This is a genomic window from Pontibacter sp. Tf4, from assembly GCF_014212495.1.
Classification (GTDB): domain Bacteria; phylum Bacteroidota; class Bacteroidia; order Cytophagales; family Hymenobacteraceae; genus Pontibacter.
This window is the reverse complement of sequence record NZ_JACKZC010000006.1, coordinates 262,390-279,312: the sequence shown is the minus strand read 5'-3', so window position 1 is coordinate 279,312 and position 16,923 is coordinate 262,390. Positions and strand designations below refer to the sequence as shown.

Sequence of the window (16,923 nt, the reverse complement as noted above, 5' to 3'; positions counted from 1 at the left end):
TTTGTATATTGGTATGTGAAATTAGCAATCAACTACTATGTATAGTGCAGATAAGTGTATGTTTACTTTTATCTAATAGTAGGCAAACATAAAAAGCATGAGAAATTATAATTGCCAGACTCTATTTATCTACTTGACACTACTAGTGCATGTAAGCTGCAGTTCTCAAAATAAAAGAATTGAAGAAGCCAATGCGGAATATAGGAGGGATATAGAAAAGTTTGGAGCAGGCTTTGTAACTCATTTCCCTAAAAAACTTTATACCTCAGACTTTACTACACTAGTTTCTGAAAATATTACAGAATCTCATCCTAAAGTTTGGCTAAAATATAGTCCTTCCCAAGAACATATAGATTCGTTAGTAGCTAAATTATCAATTGAAGCTAAAGCCATTTATGAATCAAATGATAGTTGCTTACTCATAATTGATAAGCATTTAACAGAAGATAATTGGATTGACTATGACAAAGCTTCTCAATATTTACCCAATCTATATGGCAATGAGCGAGAATGTACTACCAGCAAATTACCAGTGCCTAAATTTTGGAATGAATATTTTGTAGAAAGAAAAGCTTCTGCTCTTGGCCTAGCTCCTGGGTATAAACTCTATATTGTAGATGCACAAAAAGGGAAGTTTCTATCAAATGACAGTATACCCAATGGTAAACTTACTCCATCTGAGTGGGAGCATGGATTTACCAAAGGGGTTGCCATAAATAAACAGAGTGGAATACTCATTTACTGGTTTGATACTTGGTAAAGTATGAATTGTGACTAAGTTGATATTCAGGTTGCTAACATTGAATCATTCCTAAATAATGACTTTTACAATCATCATTGTTGTTGTAGCATTCCTCTACTGGATCTAATTAATAGACGGTTTTAAGCGGCGGCCCTTACGGCGGAATTATTTTAAGTTATATAAAGACAAGAAATACCTGACAGTGAATCTAATCGTTTCGGGTTTGCTTGCTTTAACTTCTGTACCTTTCTCTGCAATGCCGTTAAGTTTCATCCTGCTGGCCCTAACTATAAACAAAGCGTACATACACCATTACAGTAAAAACTTTTTGTTTATTCTGAATGGAGATTTTGTAAAAGGGACGTTCATTGACCACTTTTTGTCATTTATTTTGCTTTTCTGTCCTTTGCCAGTGGGTTTAATTTTATCTCTAATATTAAGAGACATTACATCAAACATTATCAATTTTTAGTATCATTTCTTACGAGGCAGCTGCCGCACACCGGCCTATGCTAAACAGGAACTAGACCTGCCAACTATAGTTGTCATTAACGTTACCGAATAACTATAGGTCCGTAGAGCTGCCGCATAAGCTTGGTCTAAACTATAGCCAACCCCTTATTTACCCCGAAACGCAGGAAGAACTCCACCTCTACAGCACCTGATTAGATGAAAAATAAATCTATAGTTGCGGTATATCTGGCACACAAATTTTCAGTAGCATTGCACCCGTTTTATAGTTTAGTCTCTGTTCATGAAGTTGTTAAAAGCACTGCTGCCTGTTTTTTGCTGTCTTGTTTTATTTCCTGCTGCGGTTAAGGCCCAAAGTGGTGGTGCCGAGTTGTCGCTGAAGGCGCGGGTTTCGGGGTTCCAGGGCCGGTTCGGCGAAACGTATTCGGCTATAGGCGTGGAGCCAGCTTTAACGATACGGCCACAATCCATGCCGCGTGCTGCCATTGGCCTGAGCTATTCCAAAAGCATGCTGAACTTCGACGCTACCTCTGATATGGAAGCTGATATGCATTTGTTTAACCTGCATTCAGGTGTTAAAGGTACGGTTGCCACGCACTTTCACCCGTTTGCCTACGCCATGGTGGGCATGCGCTTTATGAACTATACCAACCTGAATGCACCTACAGACACCGATTCCAAATTTACTTCTGTGTCGCTTGGGCTTGGCGGCAAAGCCGGCGTGCAAATAGGCAAAAACAACTGGCGCTTCGAGACAACTATAGAATACCTGACCGGCACCAATTCGCGCTACCTGACGCCGGAAGCCTTTAACCAGGCCGTGAACCAGGGCCGCAATGTGCGTGAATTCACAAAACGGTCGCTTATCACTTCTTTTACCGTAGGGGCGGGCATTGCTTTTGTAATGGACTGGGATAAAATTCCTCAGGAATAGGCTCTGCGTTAGAACAGCGAATATTCTTGCGGTTTGGTGCGCCAAAACTGTTTAATATCCGTTACAAGCTATATATTAGCATTAAGGATCATACATTCCCGTTTGTACGGCCGTTTATAGTTAAAAGGCCCTTTTTAATCGCCCTGAAAGCATGCTTGTAAATAAGGTTTCTGACCAGATAAAGAAAAGTAAATACATTAGCCGCGACCTGAGCTGGCTGCGCTTTAATTACCGCGTACTCGATCAGGCCCGCGATACCAACCGCTCTATTTTCGACAGGCTGAAGTTTTTAGCCATCACGTCTTCTAACCTGGATGAGTTTTTCATGATCCGGGTAGGCAGTTTGTACAATTACATCGACTACGGCAAAGAGCGCCTGGACTATTCGGGGTTGCGCGAGCTGCCATTCCGCAAAAAGCTGTTAGACTACTCGCACCGCTTTGTAAACGACCAGTACCTTACTTACAACAACGAGCTGAAGCCGCTTTTTGAGAAGAGTGGTTTTGATGTGCTGATGGTTGGCGAGCTGACCGAAATTGAGCAGAAAAAAGTAGACTCTTACTTTAAGAATACCATTTTCCCGCTGCTCACGCCCATGGTGTTCGACAATTACCACGGCTTCCCGCTGCTGATGAACCAGCTGCTTACGTTTGGCGTGGTAACCCGTACCGAAGACGAAGGCAAGTCGCAGGACCGCCTGACATTTGTGCAGATACCTCAGAACCTGGCCCGTTTTTACGAGATCAACCGAAAGGACAAAATTGTATTTGTGCCCATCGAAGAGATCGTGCGCTGGAAGATCAAAAAGCTGTTCCGTAACGTCGAGATCGTATCCATAAACCTGTTCCGTATTACCCGTAACGGCGACTTTACCCTGGAAGAGTCGGATGATATTGATGCGGATTTTGTACAGGAGATCAAGTCGAAATTGAAAACGCGCAAGAAGGGTCGTGTGGTGCGCCTCGAAGTGGAGCGCAACCCGTCGGCGTTTATGATGAAGATCCTGAAAGAGCGCTGGACAATAGACAATGCCAACGTTTTTACGATCAATAGTTTAATGGATTTGCGTGGCTTGTGGCAGATCATCAACCACCGCCAGTTCAAAGACCGTTGCTTTAAGCAGCCATCGTCGGTTATGCCGCGCAGCCTGCCCGGCGATGGGGTAGACCTTTTCCAGTACCTGAAAGAGCACGATGTGCTGCTGCACCACCCCTACAACAGCATGGAGCCGGTGGTACAGTTACTGGAGCGCGCCGCCGAAGACCCGTATGTGCTGGGAATTAAGCAAACCATTTACCGCCTCGCCGACCAGAGCCGCGTAACAGCTGCCCTGCACAAAGCTGCAGAGAACGGGAAGCACGTATCGGTGTTGTTTGAGGTAAAGGCCCGTTTTGATGAAGAGCGTAACCTGAAAGAAGGCGACCGCCTGGAGAAGGCAGGCTGCTTTGTGATTTATGGTATCAGCAAGTATAAAACGCATACTAAAATGCTGATGATCATCCGGAAGGAAGGGGAGAAGGTAACACGTTACGTACACATTGGCAGCGGTAACTATAACGAGCAAACCGCCCGCCTGTATTCTGACGTAAGCCTGCTGACTACGGATGAAGTATATGCCCACGACGTATCAGAGTTCTTTAATGTAATTACCGGCCACTCGCGCCCGAACGAATATAAATCGCTGATGACCTCGCCGAAAGGCCTGCGCAGCCAACTGATCGAACTGATACGTAACGAAGCTAAAAATGCCAAAAAAGGGTATAAAAGCGGCATCGTGATCAAGATCAACTCCCTGGAGGACAAAGAGGTGATGGACGAGTTTTACAAAGCCTCGAAAGCCGGTGTGCCTATCAAACTTATTGTGCGTGGTATCTGCTGCCTGCGTCCAGGCCGCGAGGACCTGAGCGAGAATATTTTCGTGAAGTCTATAGTTGGTGAGTACCTGGAGCACAGCCGTATTTATTACTTCCACAACTCCGGCGACCCGAAAGTATACAGTGGCAGCGCCGACATTATGGTGCGCAGTTTCGACAGAAGAATTGAAGCCCTGTTCCTGCTCCTGAACGACGAGTTGCGCCGCGAAGCCATGACGATCCTGCACTATAACCTGCTGGATAACCAGAACTCCTACATCATGCGCGAAGATGGCACCTACGTGAAAAAACGTCCTGCTGCCGGCGAAGAAGTAATCGATGTGCACAAGATCTTCTACAACCGCCACATTTACGAAAACACGGATATAGAACTGGTGTAAACTCCTGGGGTAATCTCCGGAGTTTTTGTCTAAATCTCTAAATAGGGCCCCTACCCCAAGGATTTTCAGGATGAAAGGATTTTCAGGATCCGTGCTTTTTGCTATAATTAAGACTATAGTTTTATAGTTGCTACTTTAACACCCCTGTAGTCCCCTCAAGGGGACAGTCTCCGTCTTTGCTATAGTTCAGCTATAGTTCTATAGTTACAGATCACGAACAGGGCAGGTTTACCTGTCCCTTTGAAACTATAACCACGAGAAAAGCAGATCTGCTCCCACCAAAAGCAAATAAATAAACTACAGCTAAGGCATAATCTATCAAACTGAACTCAGTCTTTGGGTTGAGCGCCTTGTAGATTTCCGGTGCCTGCAGGGCATTGCGACGTAGGAGCAAAGGAAATGTACACCGCGCGATGCCCGAAGACGGGGCCTCCCGGCCCGGGAGGGAGCCAAGTAAACTATAGCACTATAGGCTCTTAGAGCTCCCAGGGTTGGAGGAAACTATAGAATGATGGCTTGTTTCCAGCAGTAGGCAAAACCAACTATAGAACTACAAACTATAGTTTGAGATAGATTTCTCACTCTGTTCGAAATGACAATAGTAGAAACTATAGGACAAATAAGATCCCTTGACTAATGCTTGGGATGACAAAAGAGAAACTATAGTTAGCTCTTAACTAATCCCACTGATCACAAACCTCTCTGGATGGAACTGCTCGTAAAGGGCGTGAATCATCCCGTCCTTCAGACCAACGTTCGGTACCATCATCGTTTCCAGTTTGGCCCATTTCATGGCAGAGAGGTAAATTTCAGCAGCTGGCAGAATTACGTCGGCGCGGTCGGGGTTCAGGAGCAGTTTGGTCAGGCGTTCCTCCATCGTCATGCTCGAAACCAGGGCTACTACTTCTTCAATCTGCTTCCGGAAGATCGGCTTGCCCGGCGCTTTACCCGCTAAGTCGTGGATCTTGTTGATGTTGCCGCCGGTGCCGATGGCCCGCGAAAGATGGTACTTACGGGAGTTTTCTTCGATCCAGAGGCGCATGTTGTTCCAGAGCTCCTCGGAGTCGCGGCCGTGCATGTGGCGTATTGAACCCTGCTCAAACGAGCGTGAGGCTACCTTTTCGCGGTTCACATAAATATTGAACTCGGTGCTGCCGCCGCCCACATCAATGTGCAGGTAATTGCGCTCGTCCAGGAAGTTAACAATTACTTTGTTGATCAGGTCAGCTTCGGCAGCGCCATCTATCACCTGAATGCCCATGCCCAGCGTATCCTGCACTAATTGTAATATCTGCGGGGCATTCTGGGAGTTACGCATCGCCGATGTGGCGCACACCATAAAATGATCGACATCGTGCACATCCAGCAGCAACTGAAAGGCATGCAGCAGCTTTACAAATTTCTGGATCTTCAGGTCGCTGATGTAGCCCGAGTTAAAGACATCCTCACCGAAACGGATCGCATAGCGGATATACTCGATGCGTTTGAATATAACCTGCTCTTCGTGCTTAAGGGCACTGGAAATCTGACATCTGACGGCGTTGGATCCTATATCGATGGCTGCTAACTTCAACTATGTAGGTCTTTTAAAGTAAAACATGCGGTGCGCAACAGTCAAAGATAGGCAGAAAACAGCATTTCATAAAACACAAAAAGATAGCAGATAGGCTCCCGGATACGGCGCAGACAGGTAGAACGGAAGCAGGGCATCAACAAACTATAGCCAACAGGCAGGCGTACACTAATAGATGCAGTAAAGCTTAAGGAGACAGAATGATGAAGAAAAGGCTGAAATTACAGATGCGTAAACGAAAAGTTGCCAGAAGGTTACTGCCTTTGTTTGCCCCGTTCATACTTACGCCGGTCGCCTCCTCGCTGAGCCCGGGCACGGCCAAAGCCAATACCAAAACCTCTTCCAAAACCAATGTGTCGGGGTACAAAATAATGCAGTTCGACCAGGTAGCTTTTAACCTGTATAACGAGATGAAACTGGCCCAGAAGGGACTGAAATATGAGATCTTTAGAAAAGCGCTGACGGGCTACTTTAACATGAAACACGATGGCCTGCTGTCGGAGAAACCGGTGCTTACGATGGTGGATTTCACTAAGTCATCATCTAAAAAACGCTTGTGGGTAGTGGATGTGGAGAACAAAAAACTGCTGCACCACACGTATGTAGCGCATGGCCGAAACTCGGGGGTAGAGTTTGCCGAGAATTTTTCGAACGAGGATAAATCCTATATGAGCAGTATCGGGTTTTATGTGACCCAGGGTATTTACCACGGCAAGCACGGCCTGTCGCTCAGGCTGGACGGGGTGGACGAAGGTTTTAATACTAATGCCCTGGACCGCTGCATTGTGATACATGGCGCCGAGTATGCCAGCCCGGACATTATAGCGCAAACCGGCAGGCTTGGCCGCAGCCTGGGTTGTCCGGCACTGCCCATGCAGGAGCATAAGGATATCATCAATACCGTGAAAGACAAAACGGCCATGTACATTCATGCTGCCGACGCCTCGTATACCTCAGACTACCTGGACCACGCCACAGCTATGGCCGAACTTATTCAGGAGAGTTCCGAAAAGGTGCCGGTTAGTACGGATACTTCCATTTAATGCTGCACCCAACGGCAGGCTGTTGTTCTCCGGATGGTTGTTTTCCTTGCAGCAACGCATCGAGTACCATTGTCAGGTCTTCGCCGGTAACAGGGATATCGGATTTTGGTCTGGAGCTATCGAACTGCCCATGGTAGGCAAGGTTAAGGTTTGCATCGAAAACAAAAAACTCTGGCGTGCATAATGCCTGGTAGGTGCGGGCCACCTGTTGGGTCTGGTCGTAGAGGTAAGGGAAGGTAAAGCCATACTGTTGGGCCAGTGCTTTCATGTGTTCCGGTCCGTCCTGCGGGTGTGTAGCGGCATCGTTGGAACTGATGGCTACAAAGCCTACGCCTTTCTGCTGATAGGCTTTTGCTACTACTGTCACCTTATCCAGCACGTGCAGCACATAGGGGCACTGGTTGCAGCTAAACATGACCACGGTAGCTTTAGTGCCAGCCACATCCCGCAGCGAGAATAGTTTTCCGGTAATCGTATCCAGCAGTGCAAAGTCAGGAGCCTTGGTACCCAAAGCAATGTCGGTTGTCGCGTAAGCCATAGTTTCAGGGTTAGAGGTGAAGGATGCGCCATGGATGTTACTCGCAGGCCCTTCTAAAATAGCTTTATTATCTGACATAACAAATTATGTAGCTGGGGATTGTTGTCGTTTTGAGGTATAGTTGATAGCGTTTTCTGGTGATGGCTTTGAAAGTTGATTGTGTCTGTTGTTGTCGTTGGCTATAGTTAGGATATCATAGATCTATATTTCTTCACGTTTGTCATTTCGAACGCAGTGAGAAATCTATCTCGGCTTATAGTTTGTAAAGACCTAGCAGCGTGCGCAGCTCCTGCTAGCGCCTGATGCTATAGTTGAAGCCAATTGCAACTGGAACCAAGCCGTTGTTCTATAGTTAACCCAATCCTGGGAGCTCTAAGAGCCTACAGCTTTATAGTTTGCTTGGCTCCCTCCCGGGCCGGGAGGCCCCGTCTTCGGGCATCGCGCGGTGTACATTTCCTTTGCTCGTGCCTCGCAATGCTTTCAGCACCGGAAATCTACAAGGCGCTCAACCCAAAGACTGAGATCAGTTCGATAGCAGCTTCCTTAGCTATAGTTTCTGTATTTGCTTTTAGTTAATGCAGATCGGATTTTTTCGTGGTTGTAGTTACTTGTGTCAGGCTGCGCCTGCCTGCTCTCAGTCTGTAACAATAGAACTATAGTTCAAACTATAGCAGTAGCAGGAGTGTCCCCTTGAGGGGACTACAGGGGTGTTAAAGCAGCAACTATAAAACTATAGCTGGCAACTATAGCAAAAGCCCCAATCCTGATAAATCAGATAAATCCCTTTAATCACTGGTTCACAACCCTGCCATACGTATCGGTCTGTTGCCTCAACCATTTCACATACTTTGCTGCAAACTGATTTTTCTGCAGCCGCCATTGCCAGTTACCATTGGAAGTAGAGGGTTTGTTCATAATACCTTCATGACCCAATCCCAGCACATCCTGTACCGGAACTACTGCCAGCTGAGATACCGAACTATAGGCTAACTGCAACATCACTTCATTGGCATTCTCCTGAGTAACTTCCTGGTGTACATAGTTGCTGAACATCTTGCGGTCGGCGGCTTTGGCATCTTTAAACCAGGCTTTTACCGTGGCGTTGTCGTGGGTGCCGGTGTAGACCACACTGTTCTGCGTGTGGTTGTGCGGCAGAAAGGAACTCTCAAAAGCATGCTCGTTACTTTCGAAAGCAAACAACAAAACCAGCATTCCTGGCAGGTCGAACGCATGGATCAGGTCGCGCACCGGCTGGTCAATCTCACCCAAGTCTTCGGCGATGATCGGCATTTCGGGGTGGTGCTGTTTGATGAGTGAAAGTAGCTCATGCCCCGGGGATTTTACCCACTTCCCATTGATGGCGGTTTCTTCCCCAGCCGGTACTTCCCAGTAGGCAGAGAAAGCCCGAAAGTGGTCCAGGCGCAGCAGGCTGAACAGTTGCAGGTTGTGGTCGATGCGCCGGAGCCACCAGTCGTAGTTATGCTTGGCCAGCGCTCTCCAGTTGTAAACCGGTGTACCCCAAAGTTGCCCGGTCTCACTGAAAAAATCTGGTGGCACGCCTGACACGGCGCTTGGTCGTTCGTCTTTATCAAGCTTAAAGTACTGCGGGTTGGCCCACACATCGGCGCTGTCGTGACTCACATAAAAAGGCATGTCGCCTATAAAATGAATATCTTTCTGTTCGCAGTAAGCTTTCAGGTTGTTCCACTGGCGGTAAAACAGGAACTGCAGAAACTGTTGCTGTTCTATCTTCAAAGCTTGTTCTTCGGCAAGCTTCAGCATAGCACTTTCCTTTCTTGTCCGGATATCCTTGTCCCATTCCACCCAGCTCTTAAGCCCGTAGTGTTCCTTGAAAACAACAAAGTAACTATAGTCGATAATCCAGTCTTTGTGCTCTTCTAGAAAAGCATCGAATTCCTTCTTTAGGGCCTTTGGTTTTTGGGATTCATAATTCAGATAAGCCTTCAGCCAGATCTCTTTTTTGAACAAAGTAGCCGCTTCATAATCTACCTTATCATCCGGGAAACTATAGTCGTGCTTCAAATCTTTTTTCTCCAGCAGGCCATCATCCACCAATAGTTCGGGGCTCAGTAGCAATGGGTTACCGGCAAAAGCAGAGTGGCTGCTGTAAGGCGAGTTGCCCATGCCTGTCTCAGTTGGGTTAAGCGGAAGAATCTGCCAGTAGCGCTGTCCGGCAGCTTCCAATTGGTCGGCAAATTTATAGGCTTCCGGCCCCAGATCACCGATACCGTACTTAGATGGAAGCGAAGTGATGTGCAGTAAAATGCCGCAGCTGCGAAGTGGTATGATCATAAGTTTGTTCCGGTTAAAAGTACTACTGGGAAAGTTTCTGTGAGATCAGCTAATCTTAGGTTGCCGGTGACCTGTCGGTTGCCCAGTTCGTCCTGCCACTGTTGTGGTGCGCCATCGGGTAATACAAGTGCTGTATCGCCCCAAATCTGCTCACCCAACGGCAGGCCTTTTTCATCTGTCAGTTTTGTGAGTAGCAACGGCACAGCAACTATAGCCCATTGGTTTTTATACTTCCGGGCAAAAGCCAACACGTGGTTTTTATACTTTCCGGTTGCTTCTAATGGTACGTAATCACCTTGCTCAAATACCTCGCGGAAGTTGTTGCGCACAGCCAACGTTCTGAACAGCAGGTATAATTTTACCTTGCCATTTTCGGGTTGCTGCAGTAGTTGCTGGTGTAGTTTTGCCTGGTTGCCTGTAGCAGCAGCCTGTAGTTTGTTGAGTGCGTCCTGCCGCAAACTATAGTCTACTTTCCGGCGGTTATCAGGGTCTACCAAGCTTAGGTCCCAGAACTCGCAGCCTTGGTAAATATCTGGTACTCCGGGGCAGGTAAGTTTTAGCAGCAACTGGTTTAAGCTATAGAGCCAGCCATAGTGCGATAACTTGCGGAAGACCGGCAGAAACATATCCAGAAAGCGCTTGCTTTTGAGCAGTTTGCTGGCCAGTTCTTTGGTGGCTTCTTCGTACTCTTCGTTCGGGTTGGTCCAGTTGGTGCGGGCTTTGGTTTCGCGCAGGGCTTTGGTAATGTACTCCTGCACGCGTTCAATCAGCGTATCGTCAACATTCTCATCCATTGGCATTACACCCAGCAGTGCCTGGAAAATAAAGTACAGGTCGTTGCGGCGCGGCACCATGCCCGGCGCTACATCCACCGCAAAATCTATCCACTGCTGCACATTCTCTTTCCATTCTTCAGGCAGTTCGCTGATGACGTTGATACGCATGCGGGCATCTTCGCCGCGTTTGGTGTCGTGGGTGGCAGTACCGTTTATGGAGTGCGGGAAGTGCTGCTGCCGGCCCTGCATATGCTCGTGGAAACGCTCTGGCGGCAGGTTAAATATCTCCGGACTGTTGCCCACTTCGTTGAGCGAGAGCAGGCGGTTATAGTTGTAAAAGGTGGTATCTTCTACCCCTTTCGCAGCCAACGGGCCCGTGAACTGCTGGCTCCGCATCACAAAGTATAATTTGTCACGCAGCACATCTTCCGGTTCACTTAAATCCGGTTGGTAAATCTTACGGATGGCTTCGAGCTGTTCCTGTCGTTCGGGTGCTTTTTCCAGTGCAGTCGCATACGCTTTTTCAATCTCTTCATGGGCTACATCGGGCAGCGGAAAGCTGTTGCCGTACACGCGGTAAACCGGGAAGGATGCCAGCCAAACCGCCAGCGCATGGTACCATGTCTCTTCCGCTTCTTCCGGCACGATCTGCAGGTGTTGCAGCAGGCGCAGCAGGTTCTGTAGTTCGCCCTGCATGCGCTTCTCCAGTATGTACAGCTTCTTGTCGAACACCAGTTTTTCGTAGTCGGTAGTAGCGGTAGGTACTATATGTTGGTATATTTCAGTCAGCTTTTCTTTACCTGCGGGGTCGGTCATTACATTACTTGCCCACGCTAAAAAGTCGTAACCAGAATTGCCTTGTATTGGCCAGTAGTCGGGGATCACTTCTTCACCTTCCAGAATTTTCTCTACCACAATGTACTTGTCATCTCCGGCCATTTCGCGAAGTTGTACCAGGTATTTATCCGGATCAAAAAGGCCATCTACGTGGTCTACGCGCAGCCCTTGCACCAGGCCCTGATTACAAAGCTGCTTGATGAACTGATGGTATTTTTCAAAAACTTCCGGCTTTTCGATGCTCAGGCAGATCAGATCATTCACCGTAAAAAAGCGGCGGTAATTCATCTTTTGCTGCGACTCCTGCCAGAAGCAAAGTTTAAAGAATTGCAACTCCAGCAGCTCTTCCAACTGCTTCTGATCGCCGTTTATAGTTTCCAGCAATTTCTCTAAAGCAGCGCTATCGTTTATAGTGGAGTGCAGGGCCTGTTTTGCCTGTTGCCAGCGGGCAATGTCAATTTTATCAGATGCTATAGTTTGCTCTAAGTGCTGCAGGTTTTCTGCTATAGTTTGATCACCCGATTCATCAGCCAGTTTCTGCAGCAGGTAAGGGTAGGAGTTGATACTTGCTGGGTACACATTATCGAAATAAGCAATGTGAAAGCCGGTTTCATCATAGGTAAGTTTTAGTTGACCTTGCTCCAGTACTTTTTCCAGCGGCTCGCCCAGGAACGGCACCATTAACTTTCCTTCAAACTCGGGGTGGGTAAAGTTGATGTCGAAGAAAGTATAGAAGTTCGATTTCTGGCCTTTCTCCAGCACATCCATCAACCACACGTTGGTGGGGTGGTAGGCCATGTGGTTCGGCACGATGTCTTGCAGCCAGCCCATGTTGCGTTTTCGCAGTTCTTCAGCAATCTCTTCCAGTTCTTCCAGCGTTCCTATTTCCGGGTTTATCTGGTGGGGATTTACTACATCATAGCCGTGCTCGCTGCCGGGCGCGGCGGTAAAAAACGGGGCTGCGTAAATGGTGCTGATGCCCAAGTCGTGCAGGTACGGAATAAGTGCCTTTACTTCCTTTAATTTAAGGCTTGGAGAAAGTTGCAGGCGGTAAGTGGCCAGTGGTATATAGGTCATTTATAGTTTCAGGTTTAAGTTGTCGTATAGCTTGGTAAACTGTTGGCTCCACTCGGAGTCTGCAGGGTGGTTGGCATAGTGTTGCTGCTTTATCCGGAAGGCGATGTTCTGTGCCTGCCAGAAGTCGGGTTGCAGTGTGGTGTTATGCAGGGCAGGAAGCAGCTCATTTAGCTGCTTTATGAGCTGCAGGTTGTCGGGTTGCTGCTCCAGTTGGTGCATAAAGCGCTCCATTCGCTGCGAAATGGCAAAAGTGAGTTGTTCCCGGTCGAAAGTAATCTGCATGCGTTTGGCCTGTTCGTTTAAGCGCTTCATTTCTTCCAGATCCGGTTTTTCGGCGTTCACCTCGTCCAGCATCTTTTTGTTCAGCATGTACTCCACTATCACCTTTAAGGGGCGAGGCAGCGTTACGTTCAGCGTGTGCATGGCGGCCATCAGCGGGTAGTTGTTATAGTATACCTGCTCAAAATCGCCCTCAATGGCATGCATGGTGTAGCCCAATACTTTGTTCAGTATCCGGTTCTGGTCGTCGCGGAACAGGTGCCAGAACGAGTAGTTGTGCGACTCAAAATGCTTGTCCAGCAGCATGATCACTTCACTGATCATCCCCTTACTGAAGGCATCTTCCATCTCGCTGTACATCTCCTGAAAAGCATAATCGCCCCGAAAATCGCGCACGCCGCCCAGTAACTGATGATCGCCGATGTGGAGCACGCCATAGGTTATAGTTGCTTCGTCCCAGGTGATATTGGAACGGATGCGGGCCCTGCCAACCGCCAGCTTTTGCCGGCCGGCTTCTACCGCTTCGTGCTGCTCTGAGGTTACACTATAGCAGTATAGTTTGCTTTCGTTGGCATAGTCTGAAAACAGGGACGAAACCGCATAATGGGCACCCACGCGCAAGAGGTCGAGCATAGTGGTTTTGGCAATGGCCCGGTAAGCTTCTGCGGCATTTTTATAGTCGTCTTCGTTGCTTTCAGCCTGCTCCAAAATCTGCAGAAAAGTAGTTTCATAGTCTTGCCCGCTAATGCTCTCGGCCAGTTGCAGGGCGCGGGCAGCATACAAAATATCCTGCATGGTTTCGATGCCGGTCACTTCATCAAAAAACCAACCGCAACTGGTATACATCAGCATGGCGTGGTACTGCATTTCAAGCAACTGCAGAAAAGTGCGCTGCTCGTCTATAGTTAGCTCCCGCGAAGTATGAGCACGGATAAATGCCTGTACATTGGCTTCTGACCGGTCGGAGATAACCTGGATATAATCGTTGCGGCTCTGCCACGGATCTGCACCGAGTTGTTGCATCTGAGAACTATAAAGCGGTTCCAGTTCGTCGCGCAGCCAATCGAAAGCTTGGCGTAAAGGTTTGCGCCATTTCTGGTTCCAGGTTGGGTGACCACCCGTGTTGCAGCCACAGTCGCTTTGCCAGCGCTCTACCCCATGAAAGCAACTCCAGGATGTTTTTTCAATGATCTGTGCTTCGTATTGCGGCGGAAATTTCTCCAGGTACTCCCCGTAAATCGTAAGTTTTGCCTGCTGCTCCTGATACAGATGATGCAGGGTATACGACAGCGCCATTTCGCCGAAGCGGTGGTGGTGGCCATAGGTTTCGCCGTCGGTGGCAATGTGCAGGAGCTGCGGTTCGGTGGCGTTATAGTCTAAGGCTCCCAGCAAGCGGTTTTTAAACTTCTCGCCGTTGTGCAACAGCCCTTCAAACGCCACACCCTGCGAAACAGGAGCATGATAAAAGAACACAACTATAGTTTTACCTGATGGCAGGTTGACGAGGTACGGCCGGTTCGGGTTTATCTGCGCATTGGTAGCATCGTGCCAATTATGTTCCCCAATTCTGCAGTAGCTTTTGGCCTGGTACGGCGATAGTATCGTAATCCTGATGCCATGCTCGGCCAGCACTTCCAGGGTAGAAGTATCGGCAGCGGTCTCACCTAGCCACATTCCTTCCGGGTCGCGGCCGAAGCGCTTTTTAAAATCATAGATGCCCCATATTACCTGCGTATGCTTATCGCGCTCGTTGGCCAGCGGCATGATCATGTGGTTGTATACCTGCGCCAGCGCCGAGCCGTGCCCTGAAAACCGGTCCTGACTTTCCTTATCCGCAGCCAGTATAGCCTGATAGGTCTCGGGAGCTTTTTTCTCCATCCATTCCAGCAGCGTAGGCCCGAAGTTGAAGCTCATCCAGGCATAGTTGTTCAGGATGTCAACTATAGTTCCGTCGTTGTCCAGGATGCGGGAGGCAGAGTTGCGGGCGTAGCATTCGTCGGTAATGCGCTCGTTCCAGTCGTGGTACGGCCGCGCCGATTCCTGCAACTCTACTTCGTTGAGCCAGGGGTTTTCGCGCGGTGGCTGGTAAAAGTGCCCGTGTATACAAATGTATCGCTCCATATCTATCTGCTTGCCTGAAGTACTACTACGGACTCAGGTTGCAGAATGGTATTTTCAAAACTATAGTTACTGCCCGGACCGCCCCATTTTTCTTCAGCAGAGTCAAGGATAAGTTTCCAGTCTTTTAGGTCTGCAGCTATAGTTTGTGGCTCTTTACTAAAATTGATGATGCAGCGGATCCCGGCAAAAGTATGGGTAAAGTCCAGTACTGTTTCCTGCTCGTTCAAGGCTGCTTCCAGGTGCTCTTTGCTAAGTTTTGTAACTATAGATTTGCGGAGCTGGATGAGCGCTTTATAAAACTCACGCAACTGGTTATGCTTTTTGCTGTTTTTATAGTTGTGCTGTAGTTTAGAGTTGTTGAAGGTTTCTTCGGATTGCGGATCGGGAGCTTCGCCTTGCCAGGCAAAGGCTTTAAACTCTTCTTTACGCCCTTTTCGTACGGCTTCCACCAAGTCCTTATCGGTATGGCTTACAAAGAACAGGAACGGGTTTTCTTCCCCGTATTCTTCACCCATAAACAGCATGGGTGTGTAAGGAGAAAGTATCACCAGGGCTGCAATCGGTTTCAGCATTTCAAAGGATACCAGCTGCGTCAGGCGCTCGCCCAGCATGCGGTTGCCCACCTGGTCGTGGTTTTGAGAGCAGACCACAAACTGTTTCGCCGGGTTGGCAGTCGCATCGCTGCCGACGGTGCGTTTCCGGTTTTCGGAGTACATGCCGTTGTAGATAAAGGAGTGCTTCAGGGTTTTCACCAGGTGCTCCGGCTTCCCGAAATCTGCATAGTAGCCTTCCGTTTCGCCGGTGACCATGGTGTGGATGGCATGGTGGTAATCGTCCATCCATTGCGCTGCCAGTCCGTAGCCACCTTGTTCTATTGGGTTGATCAGGCGCACATCGTTCAGGTCGCTTTCTGCAATTAAATAGAAAGGTTTGTTTTGCTGCTCTGCCAGGTGGTTTACGTGCTCTTGTAGTTCCTGCAGAAAATGTTTGGCACCTGTATCCAGTATCGCATGCACGGCATCTAAACGCAAGGCATCTATATGGAAATCGCGCAGCCACATGAGCGCATTCTGGAAAAAGAAATTACGAACATGGTCGGAGTGGGCATCATCAAAATTCAGGGCAGCACCCCAAGGGGTGCTATATTTTTCGGTAAAGTATGGTCCAAATTCATTCAGGTAATTTCCTTCCGGTCCCAAATGGTTATAGACTACATCCAGTACTACCGCAATACCAGCCTGGTGGCAGGCATCCACTAATTTTTTAAGACCTTCAACTCCGCCATAGCTATTCTGCGCGGCAAAAGGGTAGACGCCATCGTAGCCCCAGTTCCGGCTGCCCGGAAATTGCGCAATCGGCATGATCTCGATTGCTGTTATGCCTAAATCCTGTAGTTCTGGAAGTTTGTTGATGATGCCTTCAAAAGTGCCTTCTTCTGAAAAAGTGCCCACGTGCAGCTCGTACACAATGTATTCTTCCAGGGGTAAGTTTTTCCAGTTGTGGTCGGTCCAGCTATAGTTTGGGTTTACTACTTCTGAAGCTTCGTGCACCCCAGCTGGCTGCGACATGGAAGCGGGGTCGGGTAACTCTTTGTCATTGTTGAGTTTAAAACTATAGCGTGTGCCGGGTTTGGCATCTTCAACCAAGCCTACCCAATAGCCGAAAGCTTCCCGTTGCATAGCTATAGTTTGCTTCTTCTCTCCGTGTATTACCACATCTACCTGCTCTGCTTCAGGTGCCCAAACCGTAAATGTCGTGCCCGTTTCGGGTACATATTGTGCGCCTATCTCTCTAGTTATTCCCATACATCAACTTAAGTATACTAAGCAGGATTAACTGTGCCTGAGGCGTTAAGGTTATAGCTTTTTGGTGAAAGCAAACTATAGTTTACCGAAGTGCTTCCGCTTCCTGCATATCGTTACTGAAACTTAGCCGTATGTTATAAACTTACCTGTAACCCGATGT

General features: G+C 48.2%; 10 protein-coding genes. 4 read left to right on the top strand and 6 right to left on the bottom strand.

Annotated features, from left to right (window positions below; genetic code table 11):
* The first annotated feature begins 97 nt into the window (after positions 1 to 97).
* The 3 genes from H7F15_RS11885 (at position 98) to ppk1 (ending at position 4,401) form a co-directional block, all read left to right on the top strand.
* Positions 98 to 760 (top strand): hypothetical protein, encoded by a 663-nt coding sequence (locus tag H7F15_RS11885; RefSeq protein ID WP_185197192.1) that lies wholly within the window; start codon positions 98 to 100, stop codon positions 758 to 760.
* A 736-nt stretch (positions 761 to 1,496) separates the two neighbouring features.
* On the top strand, positions 1,497 to 2,147 hold the full coding sequence (locus tag H7F15_RS11880; protein ID WP_185197191.1) for a hypothetical protein: 651 nt from the start codon (positions 1,497 to 1,499) through the stop codon (positions 2,145 to 2,147).
* Between the two features lie 151 nt (positions 2,148 to 2,298).
* Positions 2,299 to 4,401, top strand: coding sequence for a polyphosphate kinase 1 (gene ppk1, locus H7F15_RS11875; RefSeq protein ID WP_185197190.1), 2,103 nt, complete (start codon positions 2,299 to 2,301; stop codon positions 4,399 to 4,401).
* Between the two features lie 673 nt (positions 4,402 to 5,074).
* Here ppk1 and H7F15_RS11870 read toward each other — a convergent pair.
* A complete protein-coding gene (locus H7F15_RS11870; protein WP_185197189.1) occupies positions 5,075 to 5,974 on the bottom strand; it encodes a Ppx/GppA phosphatase family protein in 900 nt (299 codons plus the stop codon).
* Positions 5,975 to 6,174: 200 nt separating this feature from the next.
* On the opposite strand from H7F15_RS11870, the gene H7F15_RS11865 reads away from it, so the two are divergent.
* Positions 6,175 to 7,017: a murein L,D-transpeptidase catalytic domain family protein gene (locus H7F15_RS11865; RefSeq protein ID WP_255481206.1), complete on the top strand. Its 843-nt coding sequence runs from the start codon at positions 6,175 to 6,177 to the stop codon at positions 7,015 to 7,017.
* Here the strand turns inward: H7F15_RS11865 and H7F15_RS11860 are convergent.
* The 5 genes from H7F15_RS11860 to treZ all read right to left on the bottom strand — a co-directional run bounded on the left by H7F15_RS11860 (position 6,995) and on the right by treZ (position 16,763).
* Positions 6,995 to 7,633, bottom strand: a complete 639-nt coding sequence (locus tag H7F15_RS11860; protein WP_255481205.1) for a thioredoxin family protein — start codon at positions 7,631 to 7,633, stop codon at positions 6,995 to 6,997. The genes H7F15_RS11865 and H7F15_RS11860 overlap by 23 nt on opposite strands.
* 711 nt (positions 7,634 to 8,344) lie before the next feature.
* Positions 8,345 to 9,868, bottom strand: a complete 1,524-nt coding sequence (malQ, locus tag H7F15_RS11855) for a 4-alpha-glucanotransferase (RefSeq protein WP_185197188.1) — start codon at positions 9,866 to 9,868, stop codon at positions 8,345 to 8,347.
* Positions 9,865 to 12,558, bottom strand: a complete 2,694-nt coding sequence (gene treY / locus H7F15_RS11850) for a malto-oligosyltrehalose synthase (RefSeq protein ID WP_185197187.1) — start codon at positions 12,556 to 12,558, stop codon at positions 9,865 to 9,867. Before treY ends, malQ begins: the two co-directional genes overlap by 4 nt.
* On the bottom strand, positions 12,559 to 14,958 hold the full coding sequence (locus H7F15_RS11845; RefSeq protein WP_185197186.1) for a DUF3536 domain-containing protein: 2,400 nt from the start codon (positions 14,956 to 14,958) through the stop codon (positions 12,559 to 12,561).
* Positions 14,959 to 14,960: 2 nt separating this feature from the next.
* Positions 14,961 to 16,763 (bottom strand): malto-oligosyltrehalose trehalohydrolase, encoded by a 1,803-nt coding sequence (treZ, locus tag H7F15_RS11840; protein WP_185197185.1) that lies wholly within the window; start codon positions 16,761 to 16,763, stop codon positions 14,961 to 14,963.
* Positions 16,764 to 16,923: the final 160 nt, after the last annotated feature.

Excerpts from the sequence above, each read along its gene's own strand:
- H7F15_RS11885 (WP_185197192.1), top strand. The coding sequence starts at position 98 with ATGAGAAATTATAATTGCCAGACTCTATTTATCTACTTGACACTACTA.
- H7F15_RS11880 (WP_185197191.1), top strand. The coding sequence starts at position 1,497 with ATGAAGTTGTTAAAAGCACTGCTGCCTGTTTTTTGCTGTCTTGTTTTA.
- ppk1 (WP_185197190.1), top strand. The coding sequence starts at position 2,299 with ATGCTTGTAAATAAGGTTTCTGACCAGATAAAGAAAAGTAAATACATT.
- H7F15_RS11865 (WP_255481206.1), top strand. The coding sequence starts at position 6,175 with ATGATGAAGAAAAGGCTGAAATTACAGATGCGTAAACGAAAAGTTGCC.
- H7F15_RS11860 (WP_255481205.1), bottom strand. The coding sequence starts at position 7,633 with ATGTCAGATAATAAAGCTATTTTAGAAGGGCCTGCGAGTAACATCCAT.
- malQ (WP_185197188.1), bottom strand. The coding sequence starts at position 9,868 with ATGATCATACCACTTCGCAGCTGCGGCATTTTACTGCACATCACTTCG.
- treY (WP_185197187.1), bottom strand. The coding sequence starts at position 12,558 with ATGACCTATATACCACTGGCCACTTACCGCCTGCAACTTTCTCCAAGC.
- H7F15_RS11845 (WP_185197186.1), bottom strand. The coding sequence starts at position 14,958 with ATGGAGCGATACATTTGTATACACGGGCACTTTTACCAGCCACCGCGC.
- treZ (WP_185197185.1), bottom strand. The coding sequence starts at position 16,763 with ATGGGAATAACTAGAGAGATAGGCGCACAATATGTACCCGAAACGGGC.